Genomic DNA, 18,969 nt, shown 5'->3' with positions numbered 1-18,969 from the left:
AGGGTTGGATAAAGCGCCCGTTGGGAACAGCCGATACGGACCGAGAAGGGGACGGCCACGCCGATGAGCGTGTTTCAACGACTTTCCATGATCTTCAAGTCCAAGGCCACCAAGGCCCTGGACTCCGTCGAGGATCCGCGTGAGACCCTCGACTACTCGTACCAGAAGCAGCTGGAACTGCTGCAGAAGGTCCGTCGCGGGGTGGCCGACGTCGCCACGTCGCGTAAGCGCGTGGAGCTGCAGGTCCAGCAGCTGGAGCAGCAGAGCGGCAAGCTGGACAACCAGAGCCGCGCGGCCCTCACGCAGGGGCGTGAGGACCTCGCCCGCGAGGCCCTCACCCGCAAGTCCGGCCTGCAGAGCCAGATCGACGGCCTCCGCCAGCAGCACGAGCAGCTGCAGGGCGAGGAGCAGAAGCTGACGCTGGCCGCGCAGCGCCTGCAGGCCAAGGTCGACTCCTTCCGCACCCGCAAGGAGACCATCAAGGCCACCTACACCGCGGCCCAGGCCCAGACCCAGATCAGCGAGGCGTTCTCGGGCATCTCCGAGGAGATGGGCGACGTGGGCATGGCCGTCCAGAGGGCCGAGGACAAGACGGCCGAGATGCAGGCCCGGGCCGGCGCGGTGGACGAGCTGCTGGCCTCCGGCGCCCTCGACGACGTCACCGGCACGCAGAAGGACGACATCCAGGCCGAGCTCGACCGCATGGCCAGCTCCAGCGGCGTCGAGCTGGAGCTGGAGCGGATGAAGCAGGAGATCGGCCAGGGCAGCGGCGGTGGATCCGCCCCGCAGATCGAGGGCGGCGACACCAACGCCTCCGGCCAGAACAACCAGGTGCAGCCCTACCGTCAGGGGGAGGGCGCATGATCGTCCGGATCATGGGGGAGGGGCAGCTCGACCTCTCCGAGGCCGACCTCGACCTGCTCAACTCCTTCGACCAGATGCTGGAGGAGGCCATTGAGGCCGGCAGCGAGGAGACCTTCCGCCGGGCGCTGCACGAGCTGCTGGAGAAGGTGCGCCAGGACGGCAAGCCGCTGCCGGCCGATTCGCTGGAGCCGTCGCACTTCATCCTGCCGCACGCCGACGCCGGCATGGAGGAGGTCCGCGCCATGCTCGGTGACGAAGGGCTGATCCCCGACCTCACCTGATCGCGGGAGCGGGCCACTCCCGGCGGAGCGCCCCGACCGGCCGGTTCCCGATCCGAGCGCCCACGGCCGCCGCGACGGTGTCGCGGCGGCCGTCCGCTTTCGCCCCGGTGCGAGGCACGGGGTCGGCCCGTCCCGCCACACCGCCTAGACTTCCTGGTAGTGGACTCGGCGGGCGACGGCCGGTGACGAGACCGGCGAAAGGCAGGACGCCGTGGCAGGATCCCGATTCATCCCCGACCGCGGGCTGACGACCCGCATGCTCCTGACGATGTCACTGCTGGGAATCGTCTACGTGGCGTTCATCATCGCCCTGATCCTGGTGGGCATGCCGTGGTGGCTCGTCGCACTGGTCGTCATCGGCTTCGCGCTCTTCCAGTACTTCGCCTCCGACAAGATCGCCATGTACTCCATGGGCGCGCGCGAGGTGAGCCCCAGGGAGGCGCCCGAGCTGCACGCGATCGTGGACCGGCTGTGCGCCATGGCCGACATGCCCAAGCCCAAGGTCGCCGTCGCCCGCACCGACGTCCCCAACGCCTTCGCCACCGGCCACAACGAGAAGAACGCCGTGGTGTGCGCGACCACCGGGATCATGAACCGGCTGGAGCCCGTCGAGCTGGAGGCGGTCCTGGCCCACGAGCTCTCCCACGTCGCCCACCGCGACGTGATGGTCATGACCATCGCCGGGTTCCTCGGCATCATCGCCGGGTTCCTCACCCAGATGGGCCTGCGCTTCATGGTGTTCGGCGGGGCCTCGGGCGGCCGGAACAACAACAACAGTCCGGCCCTCGTGGCGCTGGCGGTCGTGGCGGTCAGCGCCGTGGTGTGGGCGCTCAGCTTCCTGCTGACCAGGATGCTCTCGCGCTACCGGGAGCTGTCGGCCGACCGCGCCGCGGCCTACCTGACCGGCCGCCCCTCGGCGCTGGGCGGCGCACTGACCAAGATCACCGGTGACATGGGCCGGATCCCCAACCGGGACCTGCGCAGGGCCGAGCCGTTCAACGCCTTCTTCTTCACCCCGGCGTTCTCCAAGAGCGGCTTCAGCCTCAGCCGGCTCTTCGCCACCCATCCGCCGATCCAGCAGCGGCTGGCCCAGCTCGCCGACATCTCCCGGCAACTGGGCCGGGGATGACCGCCGCCGACCCGGCTTCCGCGCGGCGGCACGGGCGCCTCCAGCGGTCCTCCGGAAGACCGCTTCGGCCCTGCGGGACGCGAGACAAGGAGACGATGAGACCATGAGCTTCCTCCGCGCCCTGCTGGGCCGTTCCAAGCCGGCCAAGCCCGATCTCGACCGGCTCTTCGCGCTGCCGTCGGCCGCCGTGACGCTGCAGGCCACCTCCGGTTTCACGGCGACGGGGACGGGGTCGGTGGCGTTCCGGGCCGCCGAGGGGCAGGCGTTCGCCACCTTGGAGCGCGAGATCACCGACCTGCTCAACGCCGACGGCGGGCCCCGGGTCGAACCCGTCGCCGACGAGTACGGCTACACCTGGCTGGTGCTGCGCAGCGGTTCCGGGGACCCCGGGCCCTCCGGCGACCCCGCCGCGCCCACCGGCATCAGCGACCTCGTCACCGACCTGCACGCGGTCAACTCCACACTGGAGGGCGCGGGGTTCGGGCCGTCGCTGCTGTGCTCCCTGGTGGCCTTCGCCGACGGCCGCGGCCGCAGGGTCGCCCTGGTCTACCTCTACAAGCGGGGCACGTTCTACCCGTTCGCCCCGCTGGGCGGGCAGCGCAGGGACAACGCGCTGGAGCTGCAGGTCGAGGCCGCCGTCGCGGGCGACCTCGCGGTGGAGCGCGACAAGTCCCGCTGGTTCCCGGTCTACGCCGCGCCGGGGCTGTGACGGCGCGGCCGGTTCCGAAGGAGGAACCCGGGGAATCCGGGGACACGAGAATCCTTCATTCCGCGATTCGGATAGCAGTTATCGGGAAGCGGATAAATCTTGGTCGCGGGTCTGGCTGATCGGGGTGCGTCCGGGCACACTGGAAGCGTGCGTATCGTTATTGCCCCTGACAAGTTCGCCGGCACCCTCACCGCCATCGAGGCCGCTCAGGCCATCGCCGACGGGTGGAGCACCGTCGACCCCGATGCCGAGCACGAGCTCGTGCCCCTGTCCGACGGCGGTCCCGGTTTCGTGGAGGTCCTGCACACGGCCCTGGGCGGCAAGGTCGCGGCCGAGGAGGTCACCGGCCCGCTCGGCGCCCCCGTCCGCGCCGACTACCTCCTGGTCGAGGACACCGCCTACGTCGAGAGCGCCCAGGCCTGCGGCCTGCACCTGGTCCCCGAGGCCGACCGCGACCCCGGCCGCACCACCAGCCGCGGCGTCGGCGAGCTGATCGGCCACGCCGTCGCCGCGGGCGCGCGCACCGTCGTCGTCGGCCTGGGCGGCAGCTCCACCAACGACGGCGGCGCCGGCATGCTCGCGGCCCTGGGCGCGGCGCCGCGTTCCGGACTGGAGCGCGGCGGCGCCCCGCTGTCCGACCTCTCCGGGCCGGTCGACCTGGCCCCCGCCCGCCGCGTCACCGAGGGCGTACGGCTGATCGCCGCCACCGACGTGGACAACCCGCTGCTGGGCATCCACGGGGCCAGCGCGGTCTTCGGCCCGCAGAAGGGCGCTGACGACGACCAGGTGCAGCGCCTCGACGCGGCGCTCACCGCGTTCGCCGACGCGACCGACCCCGAGGGCGGGCTGCGCGAGACGCCGGGCGCGGGCGCGGCCGGCGGCCTGGGGTACGCGCTGCTGCTGCTCGGGGGGACCGTGGAGTCCGGCGTGTCCCGGGTGCTCGCCGCGGTGGACCTCGCGGTCCGGGCGGCCTCGGCCGATGTCGTCATCACCGGTGAGGGCTCCTTCGACTCCCAGTCGCTGCGCGGCAAGCTTCCGCACGGCGTCGCCCGCACCGCGGCGGAGCACGGTGTGCCCTGCCTGGTCATGGCCGGCCGTGTCGCCGTGGGGCGGCAGGAGGCCGCCGCGGCCGGCATCACCGAGACCCACGCGGTGGCCGACTCCGCCGGCTCGGTCGAGGCCGCGCTGGCCCGCCCGGCCGAGGAGCTGCGCGGCCTCGCCGCCCGGGTGGCCCGCCGCTGGCGGCGCTGACCCGGGTCGGCCTTACCGGTGTTCGGCGGTCGGGCTCGCACAGGGGTCGGCTGCCGCAGTGCGCGTAGCGCCGGCGGCGCAGCGAATCCAGGTCCCGGAGATCCCGTCCCGCGCGCGCAGCGGTCAAAGCTCGATGAGGTGTGATGGCGGTGGCCGATTCGACGACTTAACCTGGAAGGGAAGTCCATGGGGCCGCGCCTGCGCGCGGCGCCGCCCGGAATGCACAACGGCACCCCGACGTTTGAGACGTTGGAGCACCACAGGTCGCCGCGGCGGCCGCCATCCCATTTTGGAGGAGCTAGCAGATGACGGTTCAGAGCGAGACCACCGCGCAGGGGATCACCCTGACCGATGAGGCCGCCGGCAAGGTCAAGGGTCTCCTCGAGCAGGAGGGCCGGGACGACCTGCGGCTGCGCGTCGCCGTCCAGCCGGGCGGCTGCTCGGGACTGCGGTACCAGCTGTTCTTCGACGAGCGGGAGCTCGATGGCGACCAGGTGGCCCAGTTCGGCGGTGTCGAGGTCGTCACCGACCGCATGAGCGCTCCCTACCTCATGAACGCCACGATCGACTTCGTCGACACGATCGAGAAGCAGGGCTTCACGATCGACAACCCCAACGCGACCGGCTCCTGCGCCTGCGGCGACTCGTTCCACTAGGCGCCAGGCCATCGGGCGGCCCGTACTTCGCGGTGCCGCACAGGCCCGCGCGGCACTGCCGCGCGGGCCTTCGGCGTATCCGGGGCCGGTCCCGGATTCGGGAGCCGGGGCCCCCTGACGCCGGGCCTACCGCTCGGTACTCTTGAGGTTCCGTATTGTCCGCCCCCCACTCAAGGGAGCCCTCCGCAGTGCGCATCGCGGTTACCGGATCCATCGCCACCGACCATCTGATGACTTTCGAGGGCAGGTTCGCCGAGCAGCTCATAGCGGACCAGCTGGAACAGGTGTCGCTGTCGTTCCTGGTCGACGAGCTGGAGGTGCGGCGCGGCGGCGTCGCGGCCAACATCTGCTTCGGCATGGGGCGCTTGGGCCTCAAGCCTGTCCTGGTCGGTGCGGTCGGCGCCGACTTCGACGAGTACCGCTCCTGGCTGGACCGCCACGGAGTGGACACCTCGGGCGTGCACATCTCCGAAGTCCGCCACACCGCGCGGTTCGTCTGCACCACCGACCGCGACCACAACCAGATCGCCTCCTTCTACGCCGGCGCCATGGCCGAGGCGCGCAACATCGAACTCGGTCCGCTGGCCGAGCGCGACGGCGGGCTCGACCTGGTGCTGGTCGGCGCCAACGACCCCGAGGCCATGGTCCGCCACAGCGACGAGTGCCGCACCCGCGGCATCGCGTTCGCCGCCGACCCCTCCCAGCAGCTCGCCCGGATGGAGGGGCCGGAGGTCCGCCGGCTCGTCGAGGGGGCGACCTACCTGTTCACCAACGAGTACGAGAAGGCGCTGGCCGAGCAGAAGACCGGCTGGAGCGAGGACGAGGTCCTCGAGCGGGTGACGACCCGCGTCACCACGCTGGGGGCCAAGGGCGTGCGGATCGACCGCAAGGGCGAGCCCTCGCTGCACGTCCCCGCCGCGGCCGTCACCACCAAGGTCGACCCCACCGGCGTCGGCGACGCCTTCCGCGCCGGCTTCCTGGCGGCCGTGGCCTGGGAGCTGCCGCTGGAGCGCTGCGCCCAGGTGGGCAACGCCGTCGCCGTGCACTCGCTTGAGGTCGACGGCCCGCAGGAGTACCGGCTCACCGCCGAGACGCTCACCGAGCGCCTGGCCCACTCCTACGGCGACGAGGTCGCCCGGGAGGTCGCCGGGCACCTGTAGCGCATCGCGGACTCCGAGCGCCCGGGCCCGTGGTGGAGAGGGGTCCCTCCTCTCCGCCACGGGCCCTCAGCGTGGGGCGTGCCGGTGGGCGATGAGGCCGTGCAGCGCCCGCTCCAGTTCGCAGGGGGCGGTGGCCGGCGCGCTCCACGGCAGGCGCACCAGCACCGGCCGATGGCGGCCGCCCTCGCCGTAGGGGGTGACCCACAGCGTCGCGCCGTGGCCGTCGAGCTCCCAGAGCCATGCTGCGCCCTCGGGGGCGTCGGCGACGTCGCGCAGGACCGCGCCGAGCTCGTCGCGGTGGCAGTCGTTGACGTGGGCGATGATCCGCTCGGCCGTCCGGGTCAGCGGGTCCGGCGGCGCGGCGAGGAACGCGTCGCCGTCGATGATCCCGGCATCGTCGTAGGTGTCGTAAATCACCATGGCGGGCTCGACCCTGGCCAGCAGCGGTGCGTCCGGTGTGGGATCATTGTCGACTGCGGCGAGCAGCCCTTCGTCGGGAGTCCCCTCCCATACGGCGAGGGCCGCCTCGCGGCGCTCATCTGCGGGGACCGCCGACACCCAGCCCTCGCACCACAGGCGAGCGCGTACAGTAGGTGTCTGACCCACATGCCGCAGCGCGGAGAGATCGACGCCGACCGCGAGGTCGGCGCGCCCGTACCGGGTCGCCCGCAGTGCCTCGTGCAGCGGGTGGTCCGCATCGAGCAGCAGCACCGCGCGACCGGCATGATCGACCGCCCCACGCACGCTGAAACGCGCGCTGGGATCGTCTGCCAACGCCGCCGTGGTGGGGGTCGCCGTGGCGGCAAGGGAACGGACCCGTTCGATCGCGGACGGGCTGGGCTGTCGCATGACACCTCCTAGACTTAGGCAAGCCTTACCTAGGATTCCCGTTTTTGCAAGAGACTCAAATATCGGAGGACTTGAATGCGCTACACCGGACCGAAGGTGCGGTTGTCCCGGCGCGCCGGTACCCCGCTGACCCGTAAGGCGGTCAGCTACTTCGAGAAGCGGCCCTACCCCCCGGGTGAGCACGGTCGCCGCGTCCGGCGCTCGACCAGCGACTACGCCGTCCGGCAGGCCGAGAAGCAGAAGCTGCGCTGGTACTACGACCTCTCGGAGAAGCAGCTCGCCCGCGTCTACGACAACGCCAAGAAGCGTCCGGGCCGCACCGGTGAGGAGATGATCTCCGAACTGGAGCTGCGCCTGGTCACCGTCGTGCTGCGCGCCGGCTTCGCCGCGTCGGTCTACGCCGCCCGCCAGTACGTCAACCACGGCCACATCACCGTGGACGGCAAGAAGGTCGACATCCCGTCGTACCAGGTCAAGCCGGGCCAGATCATCGGCGTCCGCGAGAAGTCGCGGCAGATGGTGCCGTTCGTCGAGGCCGCCGAAGGCGTCCACGCCGACGACAAGATCGCCGGCTACCTCGCCGTGAGCCACAAGGACCTGCGCATCGCGGTCGTCGACCGCCCCAAGCGCGAGCAGGTTCCGGTGCCCTTCGACGAGCAGCTCGTCGTCGAGTACTACGCGCGCTGACCCATACCGGGCATCCGGTGCACGAGGGGCCGCGCGGCCGATGGCCGCGCGGCCCCTCGCATTCGCGGGGCGAGGCGGGTTTCCAGGGCTCGAATCCGCTGTGCCGCCGACGCTACGCGCACTGCGACGGCCGACCCCCTGTGCCGACCCGATCGCCGAACACCGGTCAGTACATCCGTCGGATGTGGAACGCGCTGCCCCGCTGCAGCGGGACCTCGGCCACGAACTCCTGCATCTTCAGCCGGCACCACGACGGGATGTCGCTGCGCGCGGCCGGGTCGTCGGCGGTGACCGCGATCACCGAGCCGATGGGGACCTCGCGGATGCGCCCGGCCAGCAGGATGATCGGAATCGGGCACTTGCGGCCGATCGCGTCGATGGTCAGCAGCGGCTGGTCCGGCACGGGCGCTCCTCTTCATGCGGGCTCGTGATCCAATCCTTACCCATGTGGACGGCTAACCGGCACCCGGTTAAGGGCGTCGTAAAACCAGCGATACCCTCGCCTTAGCCCGCTTGCAAGGACGATTCCGGGCGCCGCGGCGCGGCACCGGGCGAACCCGGCAGGGCGGGTGGGTGACGATCGCGAAACCACGATCCGCTCCCCGCGCACGCGGGGACGGTCCCCACGATGGGTCAAGCCTAGGAGTGCGGCGCCGCGAGGACGGGAGAGGGTCCGCAGGACCGTGTCCCGCCGCGCCCGTCACAGCGGCCGCGGCACAACACGCTGACCCGCCGTGCCCGTGATCAGTGGTGCGGATGGTTCGCGATAATGTTTGCCCTTGACAAGCTTTGGATATACGACCGCCCGCGTACCGCGCGGGCATCACCGCTGGGAAGGCAATCCGTGAGTCCGACCCGCCATAGGAATCGGCGCCCCGCGCTGCGCCGATGGGCACCACGTGGCGCCGCGCTCGCCGCGTTGGGTATAGCCGCGACCGGCTGCGCGTCGAACGAGTTCACTCGTTTGGGTGTGCCGGAGCCGATCACCGAGCAGGCCGAGCGTGTCCTCACGCTCTGGCAGGGCTCGTGGGTGGCGGCGCTCGCGGTCGGCATTCTTGTGTGGGGACTGATCATCTGGACGTTGATCTTTCACCGCAAGCGCTCCGAGCAGCTGCCGCCGCAGGTGCGCTACAACATGCCCATCGAGGCGCTCTACACCGTTCTGCCGATCGTCATCATCGCGGTCCTGTTCTACTTCACCGCTCGGGACCAGACCTACCTGATGGAGACCGACGAGCCCGCCGACGTCAACGTCAACGTCAACGCCTTCCAGTGGAGCTGGGAGTTCGTCTACGAGGGCGAACAGGACGTCAACGGCGAGGTCGTCTCCGTCGCCGGCATCCCCGGAGACGACCCGACGCTGGTCATCCCCAACGACAGCGTCATCCACTTCGACCTCGAGTCCCCCGACGTCATCCACTCGTTCTGGATCCCGGCGTTCGTGTTCAAGATGGACGTCATCCCCGGCCAGCCCAACGAGTTCCAGGTGAAGGTCAACCCCGACGTCGAGGGCGAGTTCGCCGGGCGCTGCGCGGAGCTCTGCGGCGTCGACCACTCCCGCATGCTGTTCAACGTCAGGGTGGTCAGCCCCGAAGAGTACGAGCAGTGGCTCGAGGAGCAGAAGCAGAACCCCGAGGAGTCCCCCGAGGAGCTCGAGGCTCCCGAGGGCGACCCCAACCAGCCCGCCGAGGGCGCTCAGGAGCAGGGTCTCGAGGAAGGGCGGGGCGAAGAGGCCGGGCAGGAGCCCGCTCTCGACCAGCCCAATGATCCGGGGGCCAACGAGGAGGACGGCCAGCAATGACGGCGGTTAGTCAGACGCCCGTCGGCGGGGCGCAGGCCCGGTCGGCGCGCAAGGGGTCGATCATCGTCAACTGGATGACGTCGACCGACCACAAGGTCATCGGGTACATGTACCTGATCACCTCGTTCGTCTTCTTCATCATCGCGGGCATCATGGCGCTGATGATCCGTGCCGAGCTGATGTACCCGGGCATGCAGCTCATGACGAACGGCACCTACAATCAGCTCTTCACCATGCACGGCACGATCATGCTGCTGCTGTTCGCGACCCCGCTGTTCGTCGGGTTCGCCAACATCATCATGCCGCTGCACATCGGCGCGCCCGACGTGGCGTTCCCGCGCATCAACCTGTTCGGGTACTACCTGTTCCTGTTCGGCGGCCTGATCGTCATCGCGGGCTTCATCACCCCCGGCGGCGCGGCCAGCTTCGGCTGGTTCGCCTACACTCCGCTGTCGGACTCGGTCCGCTCGCCGGGGATCGGCGGCGACCTGTGGATCCTCGGCCTGGTCGTCAGCGGTCTGGGCACGATCCTCGCTGCGGTCAACTTCATCACGACCGGCCTGTGCATGCGCGCGCCCGGCATGACCATGTTCCGGATGTCGATCTTCTCCTGGAACACCATGCTGACCAGCGTGCTCGTGCTCATCGCCTTCCCGGTGCTGACCGCGGCGCTGATCGCCCTGGGCGCCGACCGCATGTTCGGCACGCAGGTCTTCAGCCCCGAGCACGGCGGCGCCATCCTGTGGCAGCACCTGTTCTGGTTCTTCGGCCACCCCGAGGTCTACATCATCGCGCTGCCGTTCTTCGGCATCGCGACCGAGATCCTGCCGGTGTTCAGCCGCAAGCCGATCTTCGGCTACAAGAGCCTGGTGGCCGCGACCATCGCCATCACCGGCCTCTCGGTCACCGTGTGGGCGCACCACATGTTCCCGACCGGTGCGGTGCTGCTGCCGTTCTTCTCGTTCATGTCGTTCCTCATCGCCGTCCCGACCGGCGTGAAGTTCTTCAACTGGATCGGCACGATGTGGCGCGGCCAGCTGACCTTCGAGAGCCCGATGCTGTTCGTGATCGGATTCCTGGTCACGTTCCTCTTCGGCGGTCTCACCGGCGTGCTCCTGGCCTCCCCGCCGATCGACTTCCACGTCACCGACTCCTACTTCGTGGTGGCGCACTTCCACTACGTGGTCTTCGGCACCGTGGTCTTCGCGATGTTCGCCGGCTTCTACTACTGGTGGCCCAAGTTCACCGGCAAGATGCTCAACGAACCGCTGGCCAAGTGGCACTTCTGGCTGCTGTTCTTCGGCTTCCACGGCACCTTCCTGGTGCAGCACTGGCTGGGCGCCGAGGGCATGCCGCGGCGCTACGCCGACTACCTGCCCTCCGACGGCTTCACCGCGCTGAACCAGGTCTCCTCGGTCTCCTCGTTCGTCCTGGGCGCCTCCACGCTGCTGTTCTTCTGGAACATCTGGACCACCCACAAGAACGCGCCGAAGGTCGAGGTCGACGACCCGTGGGGCTACGGGTGCTCGCTGGAGTGGGCGACCTCGTGCCCGCCGCCGCGGCACAACTTCACCTCGCTGCCGCGCATCCGGTCCGAGCGCCCGGCGTTCGACCTGCACCATCCGCACGCCGCCGCCGGTGCGGCCCCGGTCCCGGCGAGCACGAAGTAGGAGGGCGGCTTCACCATGAAGATGCAGGCATATCTGTTTATGGGGGTCTCGACCTTCTTCGGGCTCATCGCGGGCCTCTACGCCTACTGGGCGTGGATCGTCGATGGCAAGATCGAGTGGACGGGCACCGTCGCGCTCATCGTGGCGATCGGGTTCGGCTGGATGATCGGCTTCTGGCTCTGGCAGGCGGCCCGGCGCAGCGAGCGCTACCACGGCCTGCCGCCGGAGGAGCGCCTCGACGGCGAGATCGCGGAGAACGCCGGCGAGTACGGTTTCTTCAGCCCGCACAGTTGGTGGCCGCTGTTCGTCGCGATGGCGGTCGCGTTCACCGCGGTGGGCATCGCGATCGGCTGGTGGATGGTCTTCATCGGCTTCCTGGCCGTCATCCTGACCGCCATCGGTTGGGTGTTCGAGTACTACCGCAAGGAGTTCCAGCACTGATCGACCTCGGTGGGGGACCGGGCCGGTTCCCATTCGGGATCTTCTTGTGACCCCGGCCGGTCGGCGATGTCAGCAGAGACCGCCGACCGCCGGGGTATTCTTTTTGGAGCGGCCCGGCCCGCCCTATGGGCGTTGATCACGTTTTGGCCGCTCTTGCCATTTTTCCGGAAACTTTTTCGCTCGGCCGCGCGTCCAACCGGACAGGATTCCCGCAAGTCGAGCCGATGCTGGAGGTCGCACGCGTGAAGGGCAGTGCATTCCCACTGGTGCTCCGTCGCCTGGGAGCCGGATTGGCAGGGGTGAGTCTCGTCCTCACCGCTGCGTGCTCCGGCTCCGGTGCCGACACCACCGGTGCCGAAGGGGACAGCGGCGGCGGCGACCCGGTCGAGGTGCAGATCTCTCCGGAGGACGGCGCCACGGAGGTGCGCCCGGACCTGCCGATCACCGTCACCGCGGCCAACGGGACCATCACCGACGTTCAGGTCACCCAGAGCGGTGGTGAGAGCGACGCCCAGAACGGTCCCGAGGGCGAGACCGGCGCCTCCGAGGGCGAAGAGGGCGGCGAGGAGGAGGCCGGCGACGCCTTCGACGCCATCACCGGCACCCTCAACGAGGACGAGACCGAGTGGACCAGCGACTGGACGCTGACGCCCGGCAGCCAGGTGACCGTCACCGCCACGGCCGAGAACGAGGGCGGCGAGGAGACCGAGGTCGTCAGCGAGTTCTCCACGCTCGCCGCCACCGCGGGCCAGCGGCTGGAGCTGCAGTCCAACTTCCCCGTCAGCGACGACACCGTCGGCGTGGGAATGCCGGTGATCGTCAACTTCGACCTGCCGGTGCAGAACAAGGCCGCGGTCGAGGCGGCGATGGAGGTCACCTCCGAGCAGCCCGCCGAAGGCGCGTGGAACTGGTTCGGCGACCAGATGGTGGTGTTCAGGCCCAAGGAGTACTGGGAGCCCAACCAGAAGGTCACCGTGAACATGCACCTGGCCGGTGTCCAGGCGAGCGAGGGCGTCTACGGGGTCGAGAACCACCAGCTCGACTTCGAGGTCGGCCGGTCCCAGATCAGCACCATCGACAGCGACACCCACCGCATGACGGTGGAGCGCGACGGCGAGCAGGTCCAGGACTTCCCCACCAGCATCGGCAAGGCCACCACCCGCGCCTACACCACCACCAGCGGTACCCACCTGACGATGGAGAAGTACCAGCACCTCGTCATGGACTCGGCCACCGTCGGCATCCCCGAGGGGCACCCCGAGTACTACAAGTTGGACGTCAACTACGCCGTCCGCTTCTCCAACAGCGGCGAGTTCACCCACGCCGCCCCGTGGAACGGCCAGCTCGGCGAGGCCAACCTCAGCCACGGCTGCCCCAACCTCTCCACCGAGGACGCCAAGTGGTTCTACGAGAACAGCTACATGGGCGACCCGCTGGTCATCACCGGTACCGACCGCGAGCTCGAGGTCGACAACGGCTGGGGCTACTGGCAGCGCTCCTGGGACGAGTGGCTGAGCAACAGCGAGGTCGGTGAGGCCGACAAGACCGACGAGGCCGGTTCCCCCGGTTCCCCGTTCGGCGAGGCCGGCGAGAGCGGCGAGACCGAGTAGTCTCCGCGGTCTTCGCCCCGCAGCACACCGAAGCCCGAGAGGCCCCCGGAGCACCGCTCCGGGGGCCTCTCGGCGTCTACGGGCGGGGAGCCAGTCCGGAAGCTCCCGGGAGAACTTCTGTGTCGCTCTCCTCGGCCACCGGGGGTCTTGAGAGCTCAGCCGAAGGAGGGATCCGCGGTGGTTGGGCGATCCTCTCGCGTGGCCGAAGGCCCATAGACGGAAATCGCCCGCCCGCGCGCCGTCCCTCCTGGGGCGGGCCTTCACGACCCCCTGGGATTGAGGTGGAGGGGACCCACCCGCGCGCCATCCTTCCTGGGGCGGGCCTTCACAACCCCCTGGGGTCGAGGTGCTCGCGCCCTCCCTCCTGGGGTGCGCGCGCACTTCCTTCTGGGGCGGGCGCGCGCTCCCTCCTGGGGCGGGTCGGATCTTCTCGGCGGAGGACGGCGCGGCCCTGAGAGGCTCCGAGGGCAACGGAGAAGGGCCCGGCCGCCTTGGGGGGCGACCGGGCCCTTCAGTGGCCCCTGAGCTCGGCTCAGCGGGTTCCCACGACCTCTTCCTTGCCCGTCTCGGCACTCTCGTTGGGGCCGACGTGGCCGACGTGGCCGTTGTGCGGCACCGCGCCGTCGAAGGAGACGTTGTCCTTCGTGTACCAGCGGGCCAGGCCCAGGCGGATCCTGCCCATGATGCCGCGCTTCTGCGGCGACTCGACGCCGTTCTCGTCCAGGGCGTCGGCCTCGATGCGCGGCACCGGCTTCTTGCTCTGCAGGACGTGCACGGTCTCCGTCGAGGACTCCTTGTGCACCTCGATGAACTCGCCGCTGTCCAGTTGCTGGATGGTCCCGCTCTCGTAGCCGTGCTCCAGCGTCTCCAGGTCGCGGCGCTGCAGCCCGAGGCAGATGCGCTTGGTGGCGATGAAGGCGATGATCGGCCCGAAGATCACGGCGAACCTGAAGAACCAGGTGCTCGCGTACAGGCTGATCGAGAACGTCTCCGAGAGGATGTCGTTGGAACCGGCCATCCACAGCAGGCCGTAGAAGGTGACGCCGGCGACGCCCACGCTCGTGCGGACCGGCGCGTTGCGCGGACGGTCGGCGACGTTGTGGTGCCGCTTGTCACCGGAGATCCAGGATTCCACGAACGGCCAGACGGCCAGTCCGCCGAAGAGGAGCCCCGGAATCACCAGGCCCGGAACCAGCACACCGGTCGGAATGGCGTAACCGGCGATGTTGATGTCGAACCAGTTCGGGAAGATCCGCAGCGCGCCCTCCATGAAGCCCATGTACCAGTCGGGCTGGAGGCCCGAGGTGATGGACGTCGGCGTGAACGGGCCGAACAGGTGGATCGGGTTGATCTGCACGAACGCGGCCATGCCCGCGATGACGGCGAAGGTGAAGAAGAAGAACCCGCCGGCCTTCACGGCGAAGGCCGGGTACATCGGCGTGCCGACGACCTTCTTCTCCGTCCGCCCCGTCCCGGGGTACTGCGTGTGCTTCTGGTGCCACAGGATCATGATGTGCGCCACGATCAGCGCCAGCAGCAGACCCGGGATCAGCAGGATGTGCAGCATGTACAGCCGCGGGATGATCAACTCGCCGGGGAACTCGCCGCCGAAGAGGAAGAACGACACGTAGCTGCCCACCACCGGCAGGGACATCATGACGCCCTGCAGGATGCGCACGCCCATGCCCGAGGGCAGGTCGTCCGGCAGCGAGTAGCCGAACAGGCCCTCCAGGATCGCCAGCGTGAAGATCAGCACGCCGATGATCCAGTTGATCTCACGCGGCTTGCGGAACGCGCCGGTGAAGAACACCCGGAGCATGTGGAAGATCAGCGCCGCGACGAAGATCAGCGCGGCCCAGTGGTGGATCTGGCGGACCAGCAGGCCGCCGCGCACGTCGAAGGTGATGTGCAGCGTCGACGCGTAGGCCTCGCTCATCTCCACGCCCTGCAGGCGGGCGTAGGAGCCGTCGTAGACGGTGTGCGCCATGCTCGGGTTGAACCACAGCGTCAGGAACACACCGGTGATCAGCAGGATGATGAACGAGTACAGCGCGATCTCGCCCAGCATGAAGGACCAGTGGTTCGGGAAGACCTTGCGCAGGTTCTTCTCGCCGGTCTTGGCCAGGTGGAAGCGGTCGTCGATGAAATTGCCGGCGTTGCGCAGTCCCTTGGGGGTCTTGGGCGCTTGTCCGTTCGCCACTTGTTACTCACCCCTCCCAGCGGACCAGAACGTCGGGCCGACCGGGGCGGAGAAGTCCCCCGCCGCGACGAGATAGCCCTCGTCGTCCACTCTAACCGGTAGCTGCGGCAGCGGCCGGTGGGCCGGGCCGAACACCACCTCGGCGCCGTTGGCGGCGTCGAAGGTCGACTGGTGGCACGGGCACAGGATCCGGTGGGTCGTCTGCTCGTACAGTGCCGCAGGGCAGCCGACGTGCGTGCAGATCTTGGAGTAGGCGATGATCCCGTTGTGGGTCCAGTCGAGCTGCTGCTCGGTCATCCCGGGACTGAACTCCGACGGCGCCATCTTGATCAGCAGCACGACGGTGTCGGCCTGCTCGTTCAGGCTCAGGCCGTGCTCGGCGTCGTGCGGCTTGGGCAGGGCGGAGATCATGCTGCCGTTCTGCAGGTCGGTGGCCAGGATCTCGCGTTCGGTGCCCTCGACGACCATGCGCATGCCGTCTTCCCACAGCGTGGTCCTGAGCTCCTCGCCGGGCAGCGGCCCGGTGTCGCGCAGCAGCACGATGGGCGCGAGGCCCAGCGGAACCATGGCCAGCAGCAGGGTGCGGCGCATCAGCGGGCGCTTGGTGATCCCGCTCTCCTCGCCGCCCCGCATGAAGAACTCGCTGAAGGAACCCTTCTCCTCCGGGGACGAGGGCAGCTCGTCGTAGGGCGTGCCGACCTCGTAGTGCGGCATGACCTGCCGCGCCCACACGGTCATGCCCGCGCCGATCGCGAACAGCGCCAGGGTGATGGTCCCGCCCATGGCCATGTTGGCGATCTGGGCCGTGCCCGGATCGGTGATGGAGCGCGCCGCATCGGGTTCGGGCGAGAACAGGAAGTAGCTGACGAGGAAGCCGATCCCGGAGAAGAAGGCGAGGAGGAACCACAGCGCGGCGCCCTTCTCGCCCTTGCGCTGCATCTCCTCGGTACGCGTGTGCGTCTCCTCGGCGGAGTAGGGCCCCTCGTGCCGGCGGTGCGGTTCGGTCCCGGTGTCCGCAGGGCCCTCGCCGTCAGCGGCCGAGGGAGTGCCGATGACCCGGTCGCGGGCCTCGGGACCTGCCTCGTTGTCGTGGTGGTTGGTGTTATCAGTCATGTGCTCGCTGCTTCGCGGTGATCCAGATGGCGCACGCCACGACCAGGCTGATGCCGATGGTCCAGCCGATGAAGCCCTCGGCGACCTGGCCGATCCGGTTGAGGGCGAAGATGCCGCCGGCGTCCGGCTCGGCCTGCAGGTCCTTCACGTAGGTGATGAGGTCCTGCTTCTCCTCCTCGGTGATGGTGGTGTCGTTGAACACCGGCATCGCGCCGGGTCCGACGATCATGGCCTCGTAGATCTGGCGCGGGGTGGCCACGTGCAGCTCCGGGGCGTAGCGGCCGTCGGTCAGGGCGCCGCCGCCACCGGACCAACTGTGGCAGTGCGCGCAGTTGGCCAGGTACAGCTTCATGCCCGGCTCGGTGTCGCCGCTGGCGATGTACTCCTCGTAGGCGGCCTCGTAGCGCTCCATGGCGGTCTCGTAGGCGGCCTCGTCCTCGAATTGGGAGCGTTCGGGGGCGGTGCCGGGGATGTTCTCCGGGATGGCCGGCCCGCCGCCGAAGGACTGGTGCACGTAGGCGGCCAGATCCGCGATCTCCTCCTCGGAGAAGATCGGTTCGCGCCGGGGCATCTGCGCGTTCGGGTCCATGGAGGGCATGCGCCCGGTGCTGACGTAGAAGTCCACCGCGGCCGCGCCGGCGCCCTCAAGGGAGGGGCCGTTGCCTTCAACGCCCTGCCCCTGGGGGCCGTGGCAGCTGGCGCAGCTCTCGGTGTAGATCTGCTTGCCGTTGCTGATGTCGACCTGGCCCTCCTCGGGGCCGGCGGCGACGGATTGCGCTTCGGCCCGGTCAGCCGTCGGCGCGACGAAGGCGTAGCCCACCCCGAAGAAGGCCAGCGCGAGTATGACGACGACATACCCCGCAAGGGGATGCCGTCGCCGTGCGGTAATCCATTTCACGGTTTCCCCGTTCGGGTTACTGAAGGAAGTAGATGGTGAGGAACAAAGCGATCCAGACCACGTCGACGAAGTGCCAGTAGTAGGACACAACGATGGCGCTGGTCGCCTGCTGGTGAGTGAAGCGCTTCGCGGCGTACGTGCGTCCCAGCATGATCAGGAACGCGATCAGACCACCGATGACGTGGAGACCGTGGAACCCCGTGGTGAGGTAGAACATCGAGCCGTAGGCGCTGGACTGCAGGGTCAGGCCTTCGTGCGCGATGAGTTCGTAGTACTCGTACGCCTGGCCCAGCACGAAGACGAGGCCCATGAAGAACGAGATGAAGAACCACATACGGAGCTTCCGGACGTCACCGCGCTCGGCGGCCCAGACGCCGGCCTGCGCGGTGAAGCTGGAGGCCACCAGGATGACGGTGATGCTGAGCGCCCATGGGACGTTCAGGTGAACGGTCGGCCATTCACCCAGGTCCGGGTTGCCCTTGGTCACCGATCGGATGGTGAAGTACATCGCGAACAGCGCCGCAAAGAACATGAGTTCGTTGGCCAACCACACGATGGTGCCAACGCTCACCAGGTCAGGTCGCTTCGCCGCACCATGTGCTGGTGTCGGTCCTGTTTCTTGGTTCGCGGTTGCTGTCGCCACGGGAGCATTATTACGGTATCTGACGAGGGTTGTTGCACGACCCCCCGTATCGGGCCGGATGGGCCGCCGCGATGACGGGGTGGAACCGGGGCCGTCCGGCGGCCCGCGACCCCCGCGACCCCCGGGGCGATCCGGCGGCCGCGCACCGGCGCACCGCCCGGGCGCGCGGCGGTTCCGCCCGATTCGCCGCCGCCCGCTCCTCCCTCCTCGGGGCGCGGATCACCGGGAGCGGGCCTGGAAACCGGCCTCGACGTTGATATGGTTTCAGGCGTCGCGGCAGCCGGGCGGCGGGCCGCAGCACACGCGGTCGCGGGGCGCCGAGGCCTCCGGCCGCCGGGCGGGTCCGTGCGGCGCCGACGGTCTTCTCAGACGGTCCGATGCTCGAGGCCCCGACAACATCCTCCGGCGCCGGCCGCGAGGAGGAAGTCACCATTAAGGACGGTTGACCATGGCGAACGGCGGCACGGAGATCACGGAGCGCGCCCCGAAGATGCGCGTCCTCATCTACAGCGACGACGCCGCGGTGCGCGAGCAGGTGCGCCTGGCGATCGGCCGCCGGCCCGCCGCGGACGTCCCCAAGGTCGAGTTCGTCGAGTGCGCGACCGCGCCGGCCGTCTTCAAGCGCCTGAACGACGCCGAGTCCGCCGTCGACGTCCTGATCCTCGACGGCGAGGCCAAGCCGGCCGGGGGCATGGGCGTGTGCCGCCAGGCCAAGGACGAGATCTACCGCTGCCCCCCGGTGCTGCTGCTCGTCGGCCGCCGCGACGACGGCTGGCTCGCCACCTGGTCGCGCGCCGACAGGGTGGTCAGCCACCCCGTCGACCCGGTGGCCCTCGCCGAGTCGCTCGCCGAGCTGATGCGCGAGCGCGCCCAGCGGCTCTCCGCCGCCCAGTGACACCCCCGTCCGCCCTGAAAAACAGGTAGATCTTCCTTGATGGTGCTCGTTCACGGCGCCGCCGCGCGTCGGCGCGGCGGCCGGTGCCCCCGGTTCTTCAACGGTGCGCCCC

General features: G+C 69.3%; 19 protein-coding genes. 13 read left to right on the top strand and 6 right to left on the bottom strand.

Annotated features, from left to right (window positions below; translation table 11 throughout):
- Positions 1-63 precede the first annotated feature (63 nt).
- From HDA32_RS19170 to HDA32_RS19140, 7 genes are all read left to right on the top strand, one after another.
- Entirely contained in the window at positions 64-864 is an 801-nt protein-coding gene (locus tag HDA32_RS19170; RefSeq protein ID WP_179644534.1) for a PspA/IM30 family protein, read from the top strand.
- Positions 861-1,145 (top strand): PspA-associated protein PspAA, encoded by a 285-nt coding sequence (pspAA, locus tag HDA32_RS19165; protein ID WP_179644533.1) that lies wholly within the window; start codon positions 861-863, stop codon positions 1,143-1,145. Before HDA32_RS19170 ends, pspAA begins: the two co-directional genes overlap by 4 nt.
- A gap of 211 nt (positions 1,146-1,356) precedes the next feature.
- The gene (htpX, locus tag HDA32_RS19160; RefSeq protein ID WP_179644532.1) at positions 1,357-2,274 is read left to right on the top strand and encodes a zinc metalloprotease HtpX; all 918 of its coding nucleotides are present in this window, start codon (positions 1,357-1,359) and stop codon (positions 2,272-2,274) included.
- A 103-nt stretch (positions 2,275-2,377) separates the two neighbouring features.
- On the top strand, positions 2,378-2,983 hold the full coding sequence (pspAB, locus tag HDA32_RS19155; protein ID WP_179644531.1) for a PspA-associated protein PspAB: 606 nt from the start codon (positions 2,378-2,380) through the stop codon (positions 2,981-2,983).
- Positions 2,984-3,130: 147 nt separating this feature from the next.
- Complete coding sequence (locus HDA32_RS19150) at positions 3,131-4,234, top strand: glycerate kinase family protein (RefSeq protein WP_179644530.1); 1,104 nt, start codon at positions 3,131-3,133, stop codon at positions 4,232-4,234.
- Positions 4,235-4,539: 305 nt separating this feature from the next.
- Entirely contained in the window at positions 4,540-4,890 is a 351-nt protein-coding gene (locus HDA32_RS19145) for a HesB/IscA family protein (RefSeq protein WP_179644529.1), read from the top strand.
- A 188-nt stretch (positions 4,891-5,078) separates the two neighbouring features.
- On the top strand, positions 5,079-6,050 hold the full coding sequence (locus HDA32_RS19140) for a carbohydrate kinase family protein (protein ID WP_179644528.1): 972 nt from the start codon (positions 5,079-5,081) through the stop codon (positions 6,048-6,050).
- 66 nt (positions 6,051-6,116) lie between these two features.
- On the opposite strand, the gene HDA32_RS19135 is transcribed toward HDA32_RS19140, so the two are convergent.
- On the bottom strand, positions 6,117-6,899 hold the full coding sequence (locus HDA32_RS19135) for a DUF2470 domain-containing protein (RefSeq protein ID WP_179644527.1): 783 nt from the start codon (positions 6,897-6,899) through the stop codon (positions 6,117-6,119).
- Between the two features lie 75 nt (positions 6,900-6,974).
- Here HDA32_RS19135 and rpsD point away from each other — a divergent pair, with 75 nt between their 5' ends.
- Positions 6,975-7,586, top strand: a complete 612-nt coding sequence (gene rpsD / locus HDA32_RS19130; protein WP_179644526.1) for a 30S ribosomal protein S4 — start codon at positions 6,975-6,977, stop codon at positions 7,584-7,586.
- A 166-nt stretch (positions 7,587-7,752) separates the two neighbouring features.
- On the opposite strand, the gene HDA32_RS19125 is transcribed toward rpsD, so the two are convergent.
- Positions 7,753-7,989 (bottom strand): sulfurtransferase TusA family protein, encoded by a 237-nt coding sequence (locus HDA32_RS19125; RefSeq protein ID WP_179644525.1) that lies wholly within the window; start codon positions 7,987-7,989, stop codon positions 7,753-7,755.
- A 441-nt stretch (positions 7,990-8,430) separates the two neighbouring features.
- Here HDA32_RS19125 and ctaC point away from each other — a divergent pair, with 441 nt between their 5' ends.
- The 4 genes from ctaC (at position 8,431) to HDA32_RS19105 (ending at position 13,108) form a co-directional block, all read left to right on the top strand.
- Positions 8,431-9,387, top strand: coding sequence for an aa3-type cytochrome oxidase subunit II (gene ctaC, locus HDA32_RS19120; protein WP_446689054.1), 957 nt, complete (start codon positions 8,431-8,433; stop codon positions 9,385-9,387).
- Positions 9,384-11,057: an aa3-type cytochrome oxidase subunit I gene (ctaD, locus tag HDA32_RS19115; RefSeq protein WP_179644523.1), complete on the top strand. Its 1,674-nt coding sequence runs from the start codon at positions 9,384-9,386 to the stop codon at positions 11,055-11,057. Before ctaC ends, ctaD begins: the two co-directional genes overlap by 4 nt.
- Before the next feature lie 15 nt (positions 11,058-11,072).
- Positions 11,073-11,498, top strand: coding sequence for a cytochrome c oxidase subunit 4 (locus HDA32_RS19110; protein WP_179644522.1), 426 nt, complete (start codon positions 11,073-11,075; stop codon positions 11,496-11,498).
- Between the two features lie 242 nt (positions 11,499-11,740).
- Positions 11,741-13,108 carry a L,D-transpeptidase gene (locus HDA32_RS19105; RefSeq protein WP_376766972.1) on the top strand — a complete coding sequence of 456 codons (1,368 nt, stop codon included), beginning with the start codon at positions 11,741-11,743 and terminating at the stop codon, positions 13,106-13,108.
- A gap of 532 nt (positions 13,109-13,640) precedes the next feature.
- Here HDA32_RS19105 and qcrB read toward each other — a convergent pair.
- The 4 genes from qcrB to ctaE are packed head-to-tail and all read right to left on the bottom strand — an operon-like array spanning position 13,641 to position 17,962.
- Positions 13,641-15,308: a cytochrome bc1 complex cytochrome b subunit gene (qcrB, locus tag HDA32_RS19100; protein WP_179644520.1), complete on the bottom strand. Its 1,668-nt coding sequence runs from the start codon at positions 15,306-15,308 to the stop codon at positions 13,641-13,643.
- A gap of 3 nt (positions 15,309-15,311) precedes the next feature.
- A complete protein-coding gene (gene qcrA / locus HDA32_RS19095; protein WP_179644519.1) occupies positions 15,312-16,421 on the bottom strand; it encodes a cytochrome bc1 complex Rieske iron-sulfur subunit in 1,110 nt (369 codons plus the stop codon).
- On the bottom strand, positions 16,414-17,319 hold the full coding sequence (qcrC, locus tag HDA32_RS19090; RefSeq protein WP_179644518.1) for a cytochrome bc1 complex diheme cytochrome c subunit: 906 nt from the start codon (positions 17,317-17,319) through the stop codon (positions 16,414-16,416). The genes qcrA and qcrC overlap by 8 nt, the downstream gene beginning before the upstream one ends.
- 16 nt (positions 17,320-17,335) lie before the next feature.
- The gene (gene ctaE / locus HDA32_RS19085) at positions 17,336-17,962 is read right to left on the bottom strand and encodes an aa3-type cytochrome oxidase subunit III (protein ID WP_179644517.1); all 627 of its coding nucleotides are present in this window, start codon (positions 17,960-17,962) and stop codon (positions 17,336-17,338) included.
- A gap of 448 nt (positions 17,963-18,410) precedes the next feature.
- Between ctaE and HDA32_RS19080 the strand changes: the two genes are divergently transcribed.
- A complete protein-coding gene (locus HDA32_RS19080) occupies positions 18,411-18,857 on the top strand; it encodes a response regulator (RefSeq protein ID WP_179644516.1) in 447 nt (148 codons plus the stop codon).
- The last annotated feature ends 112 nt before the right edge of the window (positions 18,858-18,969 follow it).

The sequence above is a fragment of the Spinactinospora alkalitolerans genome (assembly GCF_013408795.1).
Taxonomy (GTDB): domain Bacteria; phylum Actinomycetota; class Actinomycetes; order Streptosporangiales; family Streptosporangiaceae; genus Spinactinospora; species Spinactinospora alkalitolerans.
Note: the sequence above shows the minus strand (reverse complement) of the source record. Positions and strands in the feature narration are given on the sequence as shown.